The 15,523-nt window shown below is 58.6% G+C and carries 16 protein-coding genes; 10 read left to right on the forward strand and 6 right to left on the reverse strand.

What is annotated here, in order from left to right:
- Positions 1-77: 77 nt before the first annotated feature.
- From ACIOZM_RS13805 to ACIOZM_RS13815, 3 genes are all read left to right on the forward strand, one after another.
- Positions 78-353: a hypothetical protein gene (locus ACIOZM_RS13805; protein WP_401214532.1), complete on the forward strand. Its 276-nt coding sequence runs from the start codon at positions 78-80 to the stop codon at positions 351-353.
- Between the two features lie 181 nt (positions 354-534).
- Positions 535-1,116, forward strand: coding sequence for a papain-like cysteine protease family protein (locus ACIOZM_RS13810; RefSeq protein WP_401214535.1), 582 nt, complete (start codon positions 535-537; stop codon positions 1,114-1,116).
- Between the two features lie 12 nt (positions 1,117-1,128).
- Positions 1,129-1,728: a hypothetical protein gene (locus ACIOZM_RS13815; protein ID WP_401214538.1), complete on the forward strand. Its 600-nt coding sequence runs from the start codon at positions 1,129-1,131 to the stop codon at positions 1,726-1,728.
- Positions 1,729-1,782: 54 nt separating this feature from the next.
- Here the strand turns inward: ACIOZM_RS13815 and ACIOZM_RS13820 are convergent, their stop codons facing one another.
- A complete protein-coding gene (locus ACIOZM_RS13820) occupies positions 1,783-3,123 on the reverse strand; it encodes a DEAD/DEAH box helicase (RefSeq protein WP_401214540.1) in 1,341 nt (446 codons plus the stop codon).
- Between the two features lie 191 nt (positions 3,124-3,314).
- On the opposite strand from ACIOZM_RS13820, the gene ACIOZM_RS13825 reads away from it, so the two are divergent.
- Complete coding sequence (locus ACIOZM_RS13825) at positions 3,315-4,613, forward strand: mechanosensitive ion channel family protein (RefSeq protein WP_401214542.1); 1,299 nt, start codon at positions 3,315-3,317, stop codon at positions 4,611-4,613.
- A 126-nt stretch (positions 4,614-4,739) separates the two neighbouring features.
- On the opposite strand, the gene ACIOZM_RS13830 is transcribed toward ACIOZM_RS13825, so the two are convergent.
- Positions 4,740-5,384 (reverse strand): hydrolase, encoded by a 645-nt coding sequence (locus tag ACIOZM_RS13830; RefSeq protein ID WP_223516257.1) that lies wholly within the window; start codon positions 5,382-5,384, stop codon positions 4,740-4,742.
- Between the two features lie 161 nt (positions 5,385-5,545).
- On the opposite strand from ACIOZM_RS13830, the gene ACIOZM_RS13835 reads away from it, so the two are divergent.
- Complete coding sequence (locus ACIOZM_RS13835) at positions 5,546-6,442, forward strand: LysR substrate-binding domain-containing protein (protein WP_401214545.1); 897 nt, start codon at positions 5,546-5,548, stop codon at positions 6,440-6,442.
- Here ACIOZM_RS13835 and ACIOZM_RS13840 read toward each other — a convergent pair.
- The 3 genes from ACIOZM_RS13840 to ACIOZM_RS13850 form a co-directional block, all read right to left on the reverse strand.
- The gene (locus ACIOZM_RS13840) at positions 6,396-7,268 is read right to left on the reverse strand and encodes a carboxylate/amino acid/amine transporter (RefSeq protein ID WP_401214547.1); all 873 of its coding nucleotides are present in this window, start codon (positions 7,266-7,268) and stop codon (positions 6,396-6,398) included. The genes ACIOZM_RS13835 and ACIOZM_RS13840 overlap by 47 nt on opposite strands.
- Positions 7,269-7,612: 344 nt before the next feature.
- Positions 7,613-8,212 carry an FMN-dependent NADH-azoreductase gene (locus ACIOZM_RS13845; protein WP_401214549.1) on the reverse strand — a complete coding sequence of 200 codons (600 nt, stop codon included), beginning with the start codon at positions 8,210-8,212 and terminating at the stop codon, positions 7,613-7,615.
- 229 nt (positions 8,213-8,441) lie between these two features.
- The gene (locus tag ACIOZM_RS13850; protein ID WP_401214552.1) at positions 8,442-8,756 is read right to left on the reverse strand and encodes a 3-phosphoglycerate kinase; all 315 of its coding nucleotides are present in this window, start codon (positions 8,754-8,756) and stop codon (positions 8,442-8,444) included.
- A gap of 49 nt (positions 8,757-8,805) precedes the next feature.
- Between ACIOZM_RS13850 and ACIOZM_RS13855 the strand changes: the two genes are divergently transcribed.
- From ACIOZM_RS13855 to aqpZ, 5 genes are all read left to right on the forward strand, one after another.
- A complete protein-coding gene (locus ACIOZM_RS13855; protein ID WP_401214555.1) occupies positions 8,806-9,729 on the forward strand; it encodes a LysR family transcriptional regulator in 924 nt (307 codons plus the stop codon).
- A 14-nt stretch (positions 9,730-9,743) separates the two neighbouring features.
- Positions 9,744-10,547 (forward strand): alpha/beta fold hydrolase, encoded by an 804-nt coding sequence (locus tag ACIOZM_RS13860; RefSeq protein ID WP_401214558.1) that lies wholly within the window; start codon positions 9,744-9,746, stop codon positions 10,545-10,547.
- 3 nt (positions 10,548-10,550) lie between these two features.
- Positions 10,551-11,114, forward strand: coding sequence for a peptidylprolyl isomerase (locus ACIOZM_RS13865; protein ID WP_401214560.1), 564 nt, complete (start codon positions 10,551-10,553; stop codon positions 11,112-11,114).
- Between the two features lie 87 nt (positions 11,115-11,201).
- Positions 11,202-13,034: an ABC transporter ATP-binding protein gene (locus ACIOZM_RS13870; protein WP_401214563.1), complete on the forward strand. Its 1,833-nt coding sequence runs from the start codon at positions 11,202-11,204 to the stop codon at positions 13,032-13,034.
- A gap of 290 nt (positions 13,035-13,324) precedes the next feature.
- Complete coding sequence (gene aqpZ / locus ACIOZM_RS13875) at positions 13,325-14,026, forward strand: aquaporin Z (RefSeq protein ID WP_401214566.1); 702 nt, start codon at positions 13,325-13,327, stop codon at positions 14,024-14,026.
- A 102-nt stretch (positions 14,027-14,128) separates the two neighbouring features.
- Here the strand turns inward: aqpZ and ACIOZM_RS13880 are convergent, their stop codons facing one another.
- On the reverse strand, positions 14,129-15,253 hold the full coding sequence (locus tag ACIOZM_RS13880) for a GNAT family N-acetyltransferase (protein ID WP_401214569.1): 1,125 nt from the start codon (positions 15,251-15,253) through the stop codon (positions 14,129-14,131).
- Positions 15,254-15,523 lie beyond the last annotated feature (270 nt).

Consider the following 15,523-nt stretch of genomic DNA (forward strand, 5'->3'; position numbering starts at 1 on the left):
GAGGCAAAGCTGAACTTTTTCAGGCCTCGAACCCTCAACCGGTTAACCCGCCTTAACCGGAACGGAGGCCCGCCCCCATGAAAACCCTGCTCAAGCTCACCCTCGCCGCCACGCTCGCCTGTGCCCTGCCCGTCTGGGCCTGCACGCCGGAAGAAGCTACCGCCAAACGTGAACAACTGGCCAAGGAAGTCACCAAGCTCACGGAACAGAATCCGACCAAGGCCAAAGAGATCAACGCCGAGTTGCAGAAGATGGATCTGGGCACGGCCAGTGCTGATCTGCCGGACAAGTGCCAGTTGATCGATCAGCGTCTTAAAGAGCTGGATACCGCCGAGAAGAAAACCGAGGGTTAATCACAGGTTCAAAAGATCGCAGCCTGCGGCAGCTCCAAAAGGGTTTGTAGCTGCCTCAGGCTGCGTTTTTTCGATCCTGAAAATGCACAAATGCATTTATTTATTTGCACAAATGCATATTCGTATCTAGGGTTTCATTCACAAGCACGACGCTTGTTTTCATTCATGGAGGATTGAAAAAATGTTAACCACTGAAGCAACACGATTCACCAGCGAGACCCTGCCAAGGTGTCTGCTCGGCCATCTGCTCGACCCGCAACTGGTCGAGGTCGAAGCGGCACCAGCCGAGGCGCGGGCTGCCGCCAGCCTTAACTTCAACATGCAGCAACAGACCCAGACCAACTGGTGCTGGGCCGCCGTTTCCGCCTCGGTCGGCAATTATTACGGTACCGGAAACTGGACTCAGTGCGGCGTTGCCAGCACCCAGCTGGACCGTAATTGCTGCAATCAACCGGGGCCGTGCAACGTCTACGGCTATCTGGATTCCGCCCTGCAGACCACGCGCAGTTACAACGGGATGAATCAGGGTTCGTTGCAGATGTCGGCCATTCAGAACCAGATCAGCATGGGCCGTCCTGTCGGTTTACGCTGTGCCTGGTACGGCGGTGGTGCGCACTTTCTGACGGTCTATGGCACCAACGGCAACTACGTGCTGATCGCAGACTCGATCTACGGCTATTCGAGCCGGGCACTGAACTCGTTCCCCGGTTCGTACAACGGCGGCGGCAACTGGACTCACACTTACTTCACCGCGAAAAACTAGGAGGGCAACATCATGCAACTGACTTATCCGAAGGCGCCTTCCAACGGCGTACAAACCTTGCGTCCGGCCCTGCAAGCCGCGCTGCAAACCCAGGGCTTTGGCGTTAATCGGCAGTTCGCCAACGCGACTGCCGGCAAGATCAGCCTGAGCGAAGCCTATCGTGGTTACTCGCTGACGCTTGAAGACCTGAGCAACGGCAAAGGCCTGAAAGACGCCAGAATCGGCAACTGGCATTACCTGGTATTTGCCGATGGCCTGACGATTGCCGATGCGCAGTTGGCCGAAGTACGTGGCCATGTCGAGTTCTCGTCGCTGAACCACGGGAACATGGCGGCCGCTACGGTCGGTGCGCTGAAACTCGCGGAGCAATCGCCGCAATTGCACGGCAAAACCGTCGAACTGCGCGTGCTGTTTGTTTCCGCGCTGCACGTTGTAGCGATCTGGCTGCATGCCGACGGCGAGGATCTGCTGATCCCGATCGAGCCGACACCCAAGGAGCTGGCGCTCGCTCAGGTGTACAGCGAGGCGGCACTGCTCGCTAAACTGAAACCGGCGGCCGACCAGGCGAAACGACGCTTCGATGCCGACACCAGTGGCCAGTTAGGCAACTGATGAACGAAAAAAAACCCGGACAATGTCCGGGTTTTTTTGTGCGCCTGAAACGACTTACTCAGCCGCTGGCTCTGCCGGCTTGCGGCGCTTCAGCGGGGCCATGCCGTCGCTGCTCACCAGAGAATCCGGTTTCGGACGGTTGGCGCTCTTGCGCTTGGTCGGCGTCTTGGCGGCGGTTTTCTTCTTGTCGCCCTTGGCGTCGGTCTTTTTCTTCTTCACGCCGACAGCTTTACCCGAGGCCTTGACCTTTTTCGGCCCGCCATAGGTGCCTTTGACTTCCTTGACGGTGCGACGCTCGAAGCTCTGCTTGAGGTAGCGCTCGATGCTCGACATCAGGTTCCAGTCGCCGTGGCAGATCAGCGAGATCGCCAGACCGTCGTTACCGGCACGACCGGTACGACCGATACGGTGCACGTATTCGTCACCGCTGCGTGGCATGTCGAAGTTGATCACCATGTCCAGACCATCAACGTCCAGACCGCGAGCAGCCACGTCGGTAGCTACCAGAATCTTCACGCCGCCCTGCTTCAGACGATCGATCGCCAGTTTGCGATCCTTCTGGTCTTTCTCGCCGTGCAGCACGAACGCTTTGTATTCCTGAGCCACCAGACGGCCGTAGATACGGTCGGCCATGGCGCGGGTGTTAGTGAAGATGATCGCTTTCTGATAGGTCTCGTTGGCCAGCAGCCAGTTCACGATTTGTTCTTTGTGCTGGTTGTGGTCAGCCGTGATGATCTGCTGACGGGTGGTCGAGTTCAGTTGGCTGACCGCGTTGAGCTGCAAGTGCTCAGGGTTGTTCAGCACCTTGCCGATCATGTCGCGCAGACCGGAACCGCCGGTGGTCGCGGAGAACAGCATGGTTTGCTGACGGTTCGGGCACTCATCAACCAGACGCTGCACGTCTTCGGCGAAACCCATGTCGAGCATGCGGTCGGCTTCGTCCAGCACCAGTACTTCGACTTCTTTGAGGTCGAGGTTGCCGGCGTTGAGTTGCTCGATCATCCGGCCCGGGGTGCCGATCAGGATGTCCGGCACTTTGCGCAACATCGCGGCTTGTACCTTGAAGTCTTCACCGCCAGTGATCAGGCCGGACTTGATGAAGGTGAACTGCGCAAAGCGCTCAACTTCTTTCAAGGTCTGCTGGGCCAGTTCGCGGGTCGGCAGCAGGATCAGGGTCTTGATGCTGACGCGAACCTTGGCCGGGCCGATCAGGCGATTAAGGATCGGCAGGACGAAAGCGGCAGTCTTGCCACTACCGGTTTGCGCCGTCACCCGCAGGTCACGCCCCTGAAGCGCCAGCGGAATGGCCGCTGCTTGCACAGGCGTAGGCTCGACAAATTTAAGCTCGGCCACAGCTTTAAGCAGGCGTTCGTGCAGGGCGAATTCGGAAAACACGGGTGCTACCTCGAAGATATGCAAAAAAACAGCTGCATAGGTTACCGGTTTCGAGCGCTCAGGCCGAGTTACTTTGTACAAACGGCGCTAATCAGTGGCTTTTTTGTTGCTCAATTTGTCTCCAACGGTAATACGCGGCGTCTTAAATGCTCTAATCGCCCGTCGCGTCTTACAGAAGAATCGTTTCTCCCATGGATATCAAACAGCTCTGGCTCAACGCTCAAGACCTCTGGGGGGCTCTCGAAGAGCACCCGATCCTGCACGCCAGCCTGGCGCTGATCCTGCTTTTGGTGATCGCGCTGGTACTCGGACGAGTGGCGCGTTATTTGATCCTGCATGCCAGCCGCATGCTCGGTCGCCAGCCGGCCTTGCACTGGCTGAATGATTTTCGCCACAACAAGGTGTTTCAGCGTCTGGCGCAAATGACGCCGTCGCTGGTAATCCAGTTCGGCCTGCATCTGGTGCCGGAACTGAGCAAAACCACGACATTATTCCTCGGCAACGTCGCATTGGCGTTCACCATTCTGTTCCTGATGCTCTCGGTCAGCGCCCTGCTCAATGCACTGCTGGACATCTACGCGCGCACCGAACACGCCCGCACCCGCTCGATCAAAGGCTATGTGCAACTGGCGAAAATGGTCTTGTACGTGTTTGGCGCGATCATCATCGTCGCCACCCTGATCGATCGTTCGCCATTGTTGCTGCTGTCGGGTCTGGGTGCGATGTCGGCGGTGATTCTGTTGGTCTACAAGGACACCCTGCTGTCGTTTGTCGCCAGCGTGCAACTGACCAGCAACGACATGCTGCGCGTCGGTGACTGGATCGAGATGCCGCAAGTCGGTGCCGACGGCGACGTGGTCGATATCACCCTGCACACGGTCAAGGTGCAGAATTTCGATAAAACCATCGTGTCGATCCCGACCTGGCGCCTGATGTCCGAGTCGTTCAAGAACTGGCGCGGCATGCAGCAATCCGGCGGACGAAGGATCAAGCGCAGCCTGTTCATCGACGCCAGCGGTGTGCGTTTTATCCGCGATGATGAAGAAGAAAAACTCTCCCAGGTGCACCTGCTGACCGATTACATGGGCCGCAAGAAAGCCGAACTCAAGGCGTGGAACGAGGCGCAGGGCAATGTGGCGGCGATGTCGGCCAACCGTCGGCGGATGACCAACATCGGCACCTTCCGCGCTTATGCGCTGGCGTATCTGAAGAGTCATCCGGAGATTCAGCCGAACATGACCTGCATGGTGCGCCAGATGCAGACCACAGCGCAGGGTATTCCGCTGGAAATCTACTGCTTCACCCGCACCACGGCGTGGGCGGATTACGAGCGGATTCAGGGGGATATTTTCGATTATCTGCTGGCGGTGCTGCCGGAGTTTGGCTTGAGCCTGTATCAGCAGCCGAGTGGCGGGGATTTGCGTTCAGGTTTGCTGCCCGCAGTTCTCGGCGCAGCACACATCCCCGAACCACAAAAACACCTGATGTAACCCCACATATCAAAATGTGGGAGCCAGCCTGCTGGCGATTGCGTAGTGTCATCAGACATTGATGTGTCTGACCCACTGCAATCGCCAGCAGGCTGGCTCCCACAAATTTTGCGATGTCGCTCTGGTTTACTTGGCCTGCCGTTGCGGGGCCTTATGCACCATGGTGTAGGCGTAATCGACGCCCATGCCGTACGCGCCGCTGTGTTCCAGCACCAGTTCCATCACCGCTTCGTAAGTGTCTTTGTGCGCCCAGTCACGCTGGTATTCGAGCAACACTTGTTGCCAGGTCACCGGCACCGCACCCGCCTGAATCATTCGTTGCACCGACATGTCGTGCGCTTCCTTGGTGGTACCACCCGAGGCGTCGGTGACGATGTACACCTCGTAACCTTCAGCCAGTGCTTCGAGTGCCGGGAAGGTCAGGCAGACCTCGGTCCAAAGCGCAGCGATGATCAGTTTTTTGCGCCCGGTCGCCTTGACTGCGTCAACCAGCGCCTTGTCTTCCCAGGAGTTCATCGAGGTGCGCTCGATTGGCTTCTGCTCCGGGTGAACCGCCAGCAACTCAGGCCAGATGTAACCGCTGAAGCTCTCGGTTTCGACCGAGGTGTAGATGGTCGGCACGTTGAAGATCTTCGCCGCTTTGGCCAGGCCCACGGTGTTGTTCTTCAGGGTCTGACGATCAATCGACTGCACGCCGAAGGCCATTTGTGGCTGGTGGTCGATCAGGATCAGAGCGGAGTTGGTTGGGTTCAGCAGTTCACGAATAGACATGGCGCGTTCCTTTTGATGTCGATGATTTCGAAGTAAGCAATGGGTTGGTCGACGTTGCCTTCAGCGGCGTTGTCGTCGGCTTGGATGTAACTTTAGGGGCTAGCCGATAAAGGGACAATTCCATAAAATCGAGAATCATTGATTCTAAAACAGGGACAATCATGGATCGCATCGAATGCATGCGCGCCTTCGTGGTGACGGTTGGCGAGAACGGCTTTGCCGCCGCAGCCCGGGCCATGGATGTGCCGCGCTCGAAAGTCAGCAAACAGATTCAGGCACTGGAAGAAGCCATCGGCGTGCAACTGCTGCATCGCACCACGCGCAGCTTGCATCTGACCGAGGCCGGCGCGGAGTATTTCGAAGCGGCGCGCGAAGTGATTGCCGCGCTGGACGAAGCCGAACAGCGGGCGCGGGACGGGATCGGTGAGTTACGCGGGGTGCTACGGGTGAACGCGCCGATGTCGTTCGGCTTGCGGCGTCTGGGCAAGTTGATTCCGCTGTTCCATGAGCTGCACCCGAACATCGAGTTGCAACTGGTGCTCAGCGATCAGCAGGTCGATCCGGTGCGCGGAGGCTTTGACGTGACCATCCGCATTGCGAGCATGCCCGACTCAACCATGATTGCCCGGCAACTGGCGCCAGCACCGCGAATCATGGTCGCCTCCCCCGCCTATCTGGAGCGTGAAGGAGTTCCGCATTCACCGCAGGACCTGCGCACGCACAAATGCCTGAACTACGGCTATCTGCAAAGTGGCGTCAGCCTGCAATTGAGCAACGGCAAAGAGATGCAACGGGTCAACGTCACCGGGCCGTTGCACGCCAACAACGGGGATTTGCTGGCGCAGGCGGCCGAGGCCGGGATGGGCATCGCCCTGCTGCCGGACTTCATCGTCGAAGAGGCGCTGGCGGCAGGTCGGCTGGTGTCGGTGCTGTGCGAATGGCAAGCCCCGGCGATCAGCATCAACGCGGTGTATTCATCAGCGCGGCGGGTGCCGCAGAAGACCCGCGCGTTTATCGAGTTTCTGCTGGCGCAACTCGCCGTACGCCCAACCGACTGATCCACACCGCCGCCAGAATCACGATGCCGCCGAGGAACAACCTTCCCAGTTCCTCGTGCTGGTTCCAGATCAGCAGATTCAGCAGCAAGCCCACCGGCACATGCAGATTGTTCATCACCGCCAGCGTGCCGCCGTTGACCAGACACGCGCCTTTATTCCACCAGTACAGGCCCAACGCAGTCGAAACCAGACCGAGGAAGACCAGTACGCCCCACTGCAGCGGTGCTTCGGGCAGGAAATTGGTTTTACCGAACAGCAGAAACGCCGGCAATGCCACCGCCAATGCGCCGAGGTAGAAGAAACCGAAACGCCGGTAATGCGGCAGATCGCTTGGGTGTTTCGCCACCAGATGCTTGTACATCACCTGCCCGGCGGCATAAGTGAAGTTGGCCAGTTGCAGCAGCAGGAAGCCCATGAAGAAGTCGGGATTGATCCGGTCATAACGAATCACTGCCGCACCACCGACAGCCACCAATGCGGCGACCAGTGCCCATGGATTGAAGCGCCGGTTCAATGCGTCTTCGATCAACGTCACGTGCAGCGGCGTGAGGATGGTGAACAGCAGCACCTCCGGCACCGTCAGCACACGGAAGCTCAGGTACAGGCAGACGTAAGTCACGCCGAACTGCAACGCACCGATTATCAGCATGCCGCGCATGAACGACGGCTCGACCGAGCGCCAGCGGGTCAGCGGGATAAACACCAGCCCGGCCAGCACCACGCGCACCAGCACGGCGAAGTAGCTGTCGACATGACCTGCCAGGTATTCACCGATCAGACTGAAGGAAAACGCCTGGATCAGCGTGACAAAAAGTAGATAGCCCATGGTCGCCTCTGTTTCGAATGGCGGCGACGATAGCGGGTTTTACGCTAGACCGCGAACCTTCCAACAACCTGGATCCCTGTGGGAGCGGGCTTGCCCGCGATGAGGGTGTGCCAGACAAATATTTGTTTGCTGACACTCCGCAATCGCGGGCAAGCCCGCTCCCACAGGGTCCAGTGTTGCTCAGGGGATTTTTTGGCAAAAAAAAGCCCGATCTCGCAAATGCGTTCAATCGGGCTACAGCACTCAGGAGCAAAAAGTGCAAAGGGAGGTTCGATGCGCGTGGAACCTTGAAGGGGTTGCGCCAGGTCACTAGACCATCCGGTGATTATCTGGCGATTAACATATCAAGCGACCTGGGACAGTTTGGCGTTGGCCTGATTCAGGCCCTTCTCGTGGAAATCACCGCCCAGGTTCATGCCTTCGGCGTGAATGAAGGTCACGTCGTGGATGCCAATGAAGCCCATCACCTGACGCAGGTACGGTTCCTGGTGATCCGCCGGGCCGCCAGCGTAGATCCCGCCGCGAGCGGTGAGCACGTAGGCACGCTTGTCGCTGAGCAGGCCTTGCGGGCCGGTTTCGGTGTACTTGAACGTCACGCCGGCACGCAGCACATGGTCAAGCCAGGCCTTGAGGGTGCTCGGGATCGCGAAGTTGTACATCGGCGCGGCCATCACCAGCACGTCGGCGGCCAGTAGTTCGTCGGTCAACTCGTTGGAGCGATCCAGCGAGGATTGTTCGTTGGCGTTGCGTTGCTCGGCGGGTTTCATCCAGCCGCCCAGCAGGTTGCTGTCCAGATGCGGCACCGGGTTGACGGCAAGGTCACGCACGGTGATCTGATCAGCCGGGTGTGCAGCTTTCCACTGTTTGATGAAGGTCTGGGTCAACTGGCGGGAAACCGAGTCTTGCTGACGGGCGCTGCTTTCGATGATCAGAACGTGGGACATGCTGTGTAGGCTCCATCCGAGAATGTTGTAAGTCGATGGAGTCGAGATTAAACAGAGTCGTATCGATGAAAAAGCGCAAATAATTGCTGCAAAGCATCGAATAATTCGTTTATATGCAACCCATCCCTTTGTAGGAATGAGCCTGCTCGCGATTGCGGTGTTTCAGCTACATCCAGGTTGACTGACACTCCGCAATCGCGAGCAGGCTCACTCCTACAGGGAACAATCTTTATTTAGGGGTGCAGTTCAGCTCGATACGCAGCTTGATGATCGAGCGGGAAAATTTGGCCGTGGCGTTTTTATGTTTGCCAGCCGGAATCTCCAGTGAGCGGGTGCGTGGTGCTTCCGGGCCGTTGCTGAACACGGCTTTGCAGACCGCATCGACATCACCGTAGTTGACGACCTTGATCGAGCCGATGTCGGTATCGGTGTCGTAGGTTTCGTAGTCGATCTTCAACCCGTTGAGATTTTTCTGCACATCAATCGGGTAAGCAAACGCCGTCAGCGGCAGCAACGCCAGCAACACACAACAGAATCTATTCATTCGGCAGTCTCCATGAGGGACGGCCAGCTTAGGACAAGAGGAGCTATTGATGAAAGCGCCCCGCGTGACCCTTGATCAATGGCGAACATTGCAGGCCGTGGTCGACCACGGCGGATTCGCCCAGGCTGCCGAGGCCTTGCACCGTTCGCAATCGTCGGTGAGCTACACCGTCGCCCGCATGCAGGATCAGCTCGGCGTGCCTTTGCTGCGCATCGACGGGCGCAAAGCGGTGCTCACCGAAGCCGGTGGCGTGCTGCTGCGCCGCTCGCGGCAACTGGTGAAACAGGCCAGCCAACTTGAAGACCTCGCCCACCACATGGAGCAAGGCTGGGAGGCCGAAGTACGGCTGGTGGTCGATGCGGCCTACCCGAGCGCACGCATCGTCCGGGCGCTGACCGCATTCATGCCGCAGAGTCGTGGCTGCCGGGTACGTTTGCGTGAAGAGGTGTTGTCAGGGGTCGAAGAAGTCTTGCTCGAAGGCGTGGCTGATCTGGCCATCACCGGTCTGAGCATTCCCGGCTATCTGGGTGCGGAATTGAGTGACGTCGAGTTTGTCGCCGTCGCTCACCCTGACCACACTCTTCATCGGCTCAACCGCGAACTGAGCTTCCAGGACCTGGAAACCCAGATGCAAGTAGTGATCCGCGACTCCGGCCGCCAGCAGCCACGCGATGTCGGCTGGCTCGGCGCCGAACAGCGCTGGACCGTCGGCAGCCTCGCCACCGCCGCGACCTTTGTCAGCAGCGGTCTGGGCTTTGCATGGTTGCCCCGGCACATGATCGAACGCGAACTGAAAGAAGGCTCGCTCAAGCTGCTACCGTTGGATCAGGGCGGCAGCCGCAACCCGAGCTTCTATCTGTATTCGAACAAGGACAAACCACTGGGCCCGGCCACGCAGATCCTCATCGAACTGCTGCGCACCTTCGACACTTTGCCGCTGGACGCACCGTTCGCCGCCCCTGAACAAGCCTGACACGGAGTTCACCGATGGCCTATTTCGAGCATGAAGGTTGCAACCTGCACTACGAGGAATATGGCCACGGTACGCCGTTGCTGCTGGTTCACGGGCTCGGTTCGAGCACGCTGGACTGGGAAATGCAGATTCCGGCACTGGCCGCGCAATACCGGGTGATCGTCCCGGACATTCGCGGCCACGGTCGTTCGGACAAACCCCGCGAGCGCTACAGCATCGCCGGCTTCAGTGCCGACCTGATTGCGCTGGTCGAGCATTTGCAGCTTGGTCCGGTGCATTACGTCGGCCTGTCCATGGGCGGGATGATCGGTTTTCAGTTCGCCGTTGATCAGCCGCAGATGCTCAAGAGCCTGACCATCGTCAACAGCGCCCCCGAAGTCAAAGTGCGCAGCCGCGACGACTATTGGCAGTGGTTCAAGCGCTGGAGTCTGATGCGCGTGCTCAGCCTCGCAACCATCGGCAAGGCGCTGGGTGGCAAGCTTTTCCCCAAGCCGGAACAAGCTGATCTTCGACAGAAAATGGCTGAACGCTGGGCAAAAAACGACAAACGTGCTTATCTCGCCAGCTTCGATGCGATTGTTGGCTGGGGGGTTCAGGAACGACTTTCCCGGGTAACCTGTCCAACGCTCGTCATCAGCGCCGACCGTGACTACACGCCCGTCGCGCTGAAAGAAACCTATGTAAAACTGCTGCCCGATGCGCGGCTGGTGGTGATCGCCGATTCACGCCACGCCACCCCGCTCGATCAACCGCAACGCTTCAATCAAACGCTGCTGGAGTTTCTCGCCGCAGCCGATATTCAATCTCAGGATCACTGACCCATGCTGAAAAAACTCGCCCTCGCCGCCGGCACCGTGCTGTTTGCCGCCAACCTGATGGCAGCCACTCCGGCCAAGGCTCCGCACGTGCTGCTGGACACCACCAATGGCCAGATCGAACTCGAACTGGATCCGGTCAAGGCACCGATCAGTACCAAGAACTTCCTTGAATACGTCGACAGCGGCTTCTACAACAACACGATCTTTCACCGCGTGATCCCGGGCTTTATGGCGCAGGGCGGCGGTTTCACTCAACAGATGCAACAGAAAGAAACCAAGGCACCGATCAAGAACGAAGCCAGCAATGGTCTGCATAACGTCCGTGGCACGCTGTCGATGGCCCGTACTTCCGATCCAAACTCGGCCACCAGCCAGTTCTTCATCAACGTGAAGGACAACGATTTCCTCGACCCGGGCCGTGATGCCGGTTACGCGGTATTCGCCAAAGTGGTCAAGGGCATGGACGTGGTCGACATCATCGTCAACTCGCCAACCACCACCAAAAGCGGCATGCAAAACGTGCCTAGCGACCCTGTAGTTATCAAGTCGGCCAAAGTCATCGACTGAGTTCTTCAGGGCATATAGAGCGGCGACGGCCTGATCCCGCGCCGCTCACACTGATAAAAGGAGAGCCCGTATCCGGGCGATTATCTGATGCTCTATCGCCGTTTCGAACAACTGATCGACATATTCCGTGAAGCCCCGACGGCAGCCCCGCCGGATCGGGTTCTACCCTTCTATATCTATTACCTGAAACAGGTCTGGCCAAGTTTTGCCGCCCTGCTGGTGGTCGGCCTGTTCGCCGCGCTGATCGAAGTGGCGCTGTTCAATTACCTGAGCCGGATCATCGATCTGACCCAAGGTACGCCAAACCCGAATTTCTTCAGTGACCACGCCCTCGAACTGACCTGGATGGTCGTGGTTGCGTTAGTGCTGCGGCCGATTTTCTTCGGCCTGCACGACCTGCTGGTGCATCAGACCCTGAGCCCGGGGATGACCAGCATGATTCGCTGGCAGAACCACAGCTACGTGCTCAAACAGAGCCTGAACTTCTTCCAGAACGATTTCGCCGGGCGCATTGCCCAACGCATCATGCAGACCGGCAACTCGCTGCGTGACTCCGCCGTGCAAGCGGTGGATGCGTTGTGGCATGTGCTGATCTACGCGATCAGTGCGCTGGTGCTGTTCGCCGAGGCCGACTGGCGCCTGATGATCCCGCTACTGATGTGGATCGTCGCCTACATCGGCGCACTTTATTACTTCGTGCCACGGGTCAAGCAACGCTCGGTCGAGGCGTCCGATGCGCGTTCGAAACTGATGGGCCGGATCGTCGATGGCTACACCAACATCGCCACGCTGAAGCTGTTCGCCCACACCAATTTCGAGCAGCACTACGCCAAGGAAGCCATCGAAGAACAGACCGTCAAGTCGCAACTGGCGGGCCGTGTGGTCACCAGCATGGACGTGGCGATCACCGCCATGAACGGCCTGCTGATCGTCGGCACCACGGCGCTGGCGCTGTGGTTGTGGACGCAATCGCTGATAACTGTCGGCGCGATTGCGCTGGCAACCGGTCTGGTGATTCGCATCGTCAACATGTCCGGCTGGATCATGTGGGTGGTGACAGGTATTTTCGAAAACATCGGCATGGTTCAGGACGGTTTGCAGACCATCTCGCAACCGGTCAGCGTCACCGATCACCCGCAGGCGAAACCGCTGGCGGTGGCCCGTGGCGAAGTGCGTTTCGAGCAGGTGGATTTTCACTACGGCAAGAAGAAAGGCATCATCGGCGACCTCAACCTGAACATCAAACCGGGGGAGAAAATCGGTCTGATCGGCCCGTCCGGCGCCGGCAAGTCGACCTTGGTCAATCTGCTGCTGCGACTGTATGACGTCGAGGGCGGACGTATTCTGATCGATGGCCAGAACATCGCCGAAGTCGGTCAGGAAAGCCTGCGTGAGCGGATCGGCATGATCACTCAGGACACCTCGCTGCTGCACCGTTCGATCCGCGATAACTTGTTGTATGGCAAGCCCGACGCTACCGACGCCGAACTCTGGGAGGCGGTGCACAAGGCCCGCGCCGACGAGTTCATTCCGCTGCTTTCCGACGCCGAGGGCCGCACAGGTTTCGACGCGCATGTCGGCGAGCGCGGGGTGAAGTTGTCCGGCGGCCAGCGCCAGCGCATCGCGATTGCCCGAGTGCTGCTCAAGGACGCACCGATCCTGATCATGGACGAAGCGACCTCGGCACTGGACTCTGAAGTCGAAGCGGCGATCCAGGAAAGCCTCGAAACCCTGATGCAGGGCAAAACCGTGATCGCCATCGCCCACCGCCTCTCGACCATTGCGCGCATGGATCGGCTGGTGGTGCTGGAAAACGGCCAGATTGCCGAAAGCGGCACCCACGCTGAACTGCTCGCGCATGGCGGGTTGTATTCCCGGTTGTGGGCGCATCAGACCGGCGGCTTTGTCGGCATCGATTGATGCTCGGTCCACCGCAAACCTGTAGGAGTGAGCCTGCTCGCGATGAGGGAGTGTCAGTCACCAACATTGCTGTCAGACCCACCGCTATCGCGAGCAGGCTCACTCCCACAGGGATCATCGAAAACCGCCCCAGCCCATTAACCACGGGCTCTGGCGGTTTTTTGTGCATGCTGGAAATCCACAGAAACCCTGCTGTACTCAGCCAAGGTTCTGGAGATGAACCTGTCGTAATTCTGCAAGGAAGCACAACTCGATGCAGTCTCGATAGCACGCCTATCAAGGACTCTCTCATGTCTCTGTTCAAACGTTCAGTTACTGAGTTGTTGGGTACGTTCTGGTTGGTTTTGGGTGGTTGTGGCAGCGCGGTGATCGCCGCGTCTTCACCGCTGGGAATCGGGGTGCTGGGGGTGGCCCTGGCGTTTGGTCTGACGGTGCTGACCATGGCATTTGCCATTGGCCACATCAGCGGATGCCATCTGAATCCGGCCGTTTCGGTCGGTCTGTTCGTTGGGGGTCGATTCCCCGCAAAAGAACTGCCCGCCTACATCATCGCCCAAGTGCTTGGGGCGATTCTCGCGGCAGCGCTGATCGCTCATATCGCCAGCGGCAAGGAGGGTTTCGACATTGCCGCCGGCCTGGCGTCCAACGGCTATGGCGAGCATTCACCCGGTAAATATTCGATGGGGGCGGGGTTTGTCACAGAGCTGGTGATGACCGCGATGTTCGTCATCATCATCCTCGGCGCCACTGACAAACGTGCTCCACCGGGCCTCGCGCCCATCGCCATCGGCCTGGGCCTGACGCTCATCCACCTGATCTCGATTCCGGTCACCAATACCTCGGTCAACCCGGCCCGCAGCACCGGTCCGGCGCTGATGGTTGGTGGCTGGGCTATCGCGCAGTTGTGGATGTTCTGGGTGGCGCCGCTATTGGGTGCGGTGGTCGGCGGCGGGATCTATCGCTGGCTGGGCAAGGAAGATACCTCAAGCTAGAGGAGATCCCTGTAGGAGCTGCCGAAGGCTGCGATCTTTTGATCTTGTGTTTTAAAAGCAAAGTCAAAAGATCGCAGCCTTCGGCAGCTCCTACAGGGGGATCTAGGTTTGGCGGTAGGGCAAGGCGCTTTTTGCCTCTTCGGCATAGGCCAGCACACCAGCACGCTCCTGGTGCAGGAAGTCTTTGACCGCTGCTTTCAACCCGGGATGGCGCAAGTAATGCCACGAATGGGTAATCACCGGTTCGAAGCCGCGAATCAGTTTGTGTTCGCCCTGAGCACCGGCATCGAAACGCTGAAACCCGTGAGCGATCGCATAGTCCATGCCCTGATAGAAACAGGTCTCGAAGTGCAGTCGATCGAACTCGGCCAGACAACCCCAATAGCGACCATAAAAACTGTCACCGCCCACCAGACTGAAAGCCATCGCCACCGGCCGTGAGCCTTGCTTGGCCAGCACCACACGAATCGACTCCGGCATGCGCTCAGCCAACAGGCTGAAAAACTCCCGTGTCAGATACGGCGTCTGCCGACGCACCGCGTAGGTGTTGGCGTAGCAGGCGTAGACAAAATCCCACTGCGACTCGTCCAGCTCGCGCCCTTCCAGCCATTCAAACTCGAAGCCCTGCCCGGCCACTTGCTCACGCTCTTTGCGCATCTGTTTGCGCTTGCGTGAGCTGAGGACATCAAGGAAATCCTGGAAGTCGCGATAACCGCGATTCTGCCAGTGATACTGACAACCAATGCGCTGCAACCAGCCTGGCTGTTCGGCCATCGCGGCGTCGGTGAACGGGTCGGTGAAGTTGATGTGAGCGCTGGAGAGCTCTTCGATTTCAAGGTAGCCCGGCAGGCTTTTCAGCAGCTCGAAACCGTCCTCGACATTGGCCGCCAATAACCGGGGACCGCTGACCGGACTGAACGGTACGCCGCTCAATAGTTTCGGGTAGTAATCAATGCCGGCGCGGGCGCAGGCGTCAGCCCAGCCATGATCGAACACGTACTCGCCGTAGGAATGCCACTTGCGATAAGCGGGCAACGCCGCGATCAATCGGTCGTCTTCGAAATGCAGCAAATGCTCTGCTTGCCAGCCCGTGTGCGGGCCAACGCTGCCGCTGTCTTCGAGTGAGCCAAGAAAGGCATGCCGCAGAAATGGCTGAGTCTCGGGCACCAGGGCGTCCCAGGTCGACGGGGCAATTTCCGACAGACTTTGCAGGCGTTGCAACGGCATCAAATGACTCTCCACTTCCGGGCTTCAAAGCCCCGCGAGTATCGCCTATCGCTGTGCATTGCACACCCGCAATCGGACGACAGCGCTCTAAATCAATAGTTCAGGACGACTTTGTATCGTCACCGAGATGACATCACTTAGCCACTGCTCTGTCATAAACCATCGCGATACTGGCGCCTGTTTTTAGAGCGCCGGGTTCTACCCGGACACTGTTTTCCGACCTTCAACCGTCGGTTGTGCCCTGGATGGTTCAGCCATCCCCTCTCATCT

This window comes from Pseudomonas sp. NPDC087346 (genome assembly GCF_044744235.1).
Classification (GTDB): Bacteria; Pseudomonadota; Gammaproteobacteria; order Pseudomonadales; family Pseudomonadaceae; genus Aquipseudomonas.

What these genes read in the sequence shown, in the direction of transcription:
- ACIOZM_RS13860 (WP_401214558.1), top strand. Translation starts at nt 9,744, where the DNA reads ATGGCCTATTTCGAGCATGAAGGTTGCAACCTGCACTACGAGGAATAT.
- ACIOZM_RS13840 (WP_401214547.1), bottom strand. Translation starts at nt 7,268, where the DNA reads ATGGGCTATCTACTTTTTGTCACGCTGATCCAGGCGTTTTCCTTCAGT.
- ACIOZM_RS13870 (WP_401214563.1), top strand. Translation starts at nt 11,202, where the DNA reads ATGCTCTATCGCCGTTTCGAACAACTGATCGACATATTCCGTGAAGCC.
- ACIOZM_RS13865 (WP_401214560.1), top strand. Translation starts at nt 10,551, where the DNA reads ATGCTGAAAAAACTCGCCCTCGCCGCCGGCACCGTGCTGTTTGCCGCC.
- ACIOZM_RS13825 (WP_401214542.1), top strand. Translation starts at nt 3,315, where the DNA reads ATGGATATCAAACAGCTCTGGCTCAACGCTCAAGACCTCTGGGGGGCT.
- ACIOZM_RS13835 (WP_401214545.1), top strand. Translation starts at nt 5,546, where the DNA reads ATGGATCGCATCGAATGCATGCGCGCCTTCGTGGTGACGGTTGGCGAG.
- ACIOZM_RS13845 (WP_401214549.1), bottom strand. Translation starts at nt 8,212, where the DNA reads ATGTCCCACGTTCTGATCATCGAAAGCAGCGCCCGTCAGCAAGACTCG.
- ACIOZM_RS13830 (WP_223516257.1), bottom strand. Translation starts at nt 5,384, where the DNA reads ATGTCTATTCGTGAACTGCTGAACCCAACCAACTCCGCTCTGATCCTG.
- ACIOZM_RS13810 (WP_401214535.1), top strand. Translation starts at nt 535, where the DNA reads ATGTTAACCACTGAAGCAACACGATTCACCAGCGAGACCCTGCCAAGG.
- aqpZ (WP_401214566.1), top strand. Translation starts at nt 13,325, where the DNA reads ATGTCTCTGTTCAAACGTTCAGTTACTGAGTTGTTGGGTACGTTCTGG.
- ACIOZM_RS13805 (WP_401214532.1), top strand. Translation starts at nt 78, where the DNA reads ATGAAAACCCTGCTCAAGCTCACCCTCGCCGCCACGCTCGCCTGTGCC.
- ACIOZM_RS13850 (WP_401214552.1), bottom strand. Translation starts at nt 8,756, where the DNA reads ATGAATAGATTCTGTTGTGTGTTGCTGGCGTTGCTGCCGCTGACGGCG.
- ACIOZM_RS13855 (WP_401214555.1), top strand. Translation starts at nt 8,806, where the DNA reads ATGAAAGCGCCCCGCGTGACCCTTGATCAATGGCGAACATTGCAGGCC.
- ACIOZM_RS13815 (WP_401214538.1), top strand. Translation starts at nt 1,129, where the DNA reads ATGCAACTGACTTATCCGAAGGCGCCTTCCAACGGCGTACAAACCTTG.
- ACIOZM_RS13880 (WP_401214569.1), bottom strand. Translation starts at nt 15,253, where the DNA reads ATGCCGTTGCAACGCCTGCAAAGTCTGTCGGAAATTGCCCCGTCGACC.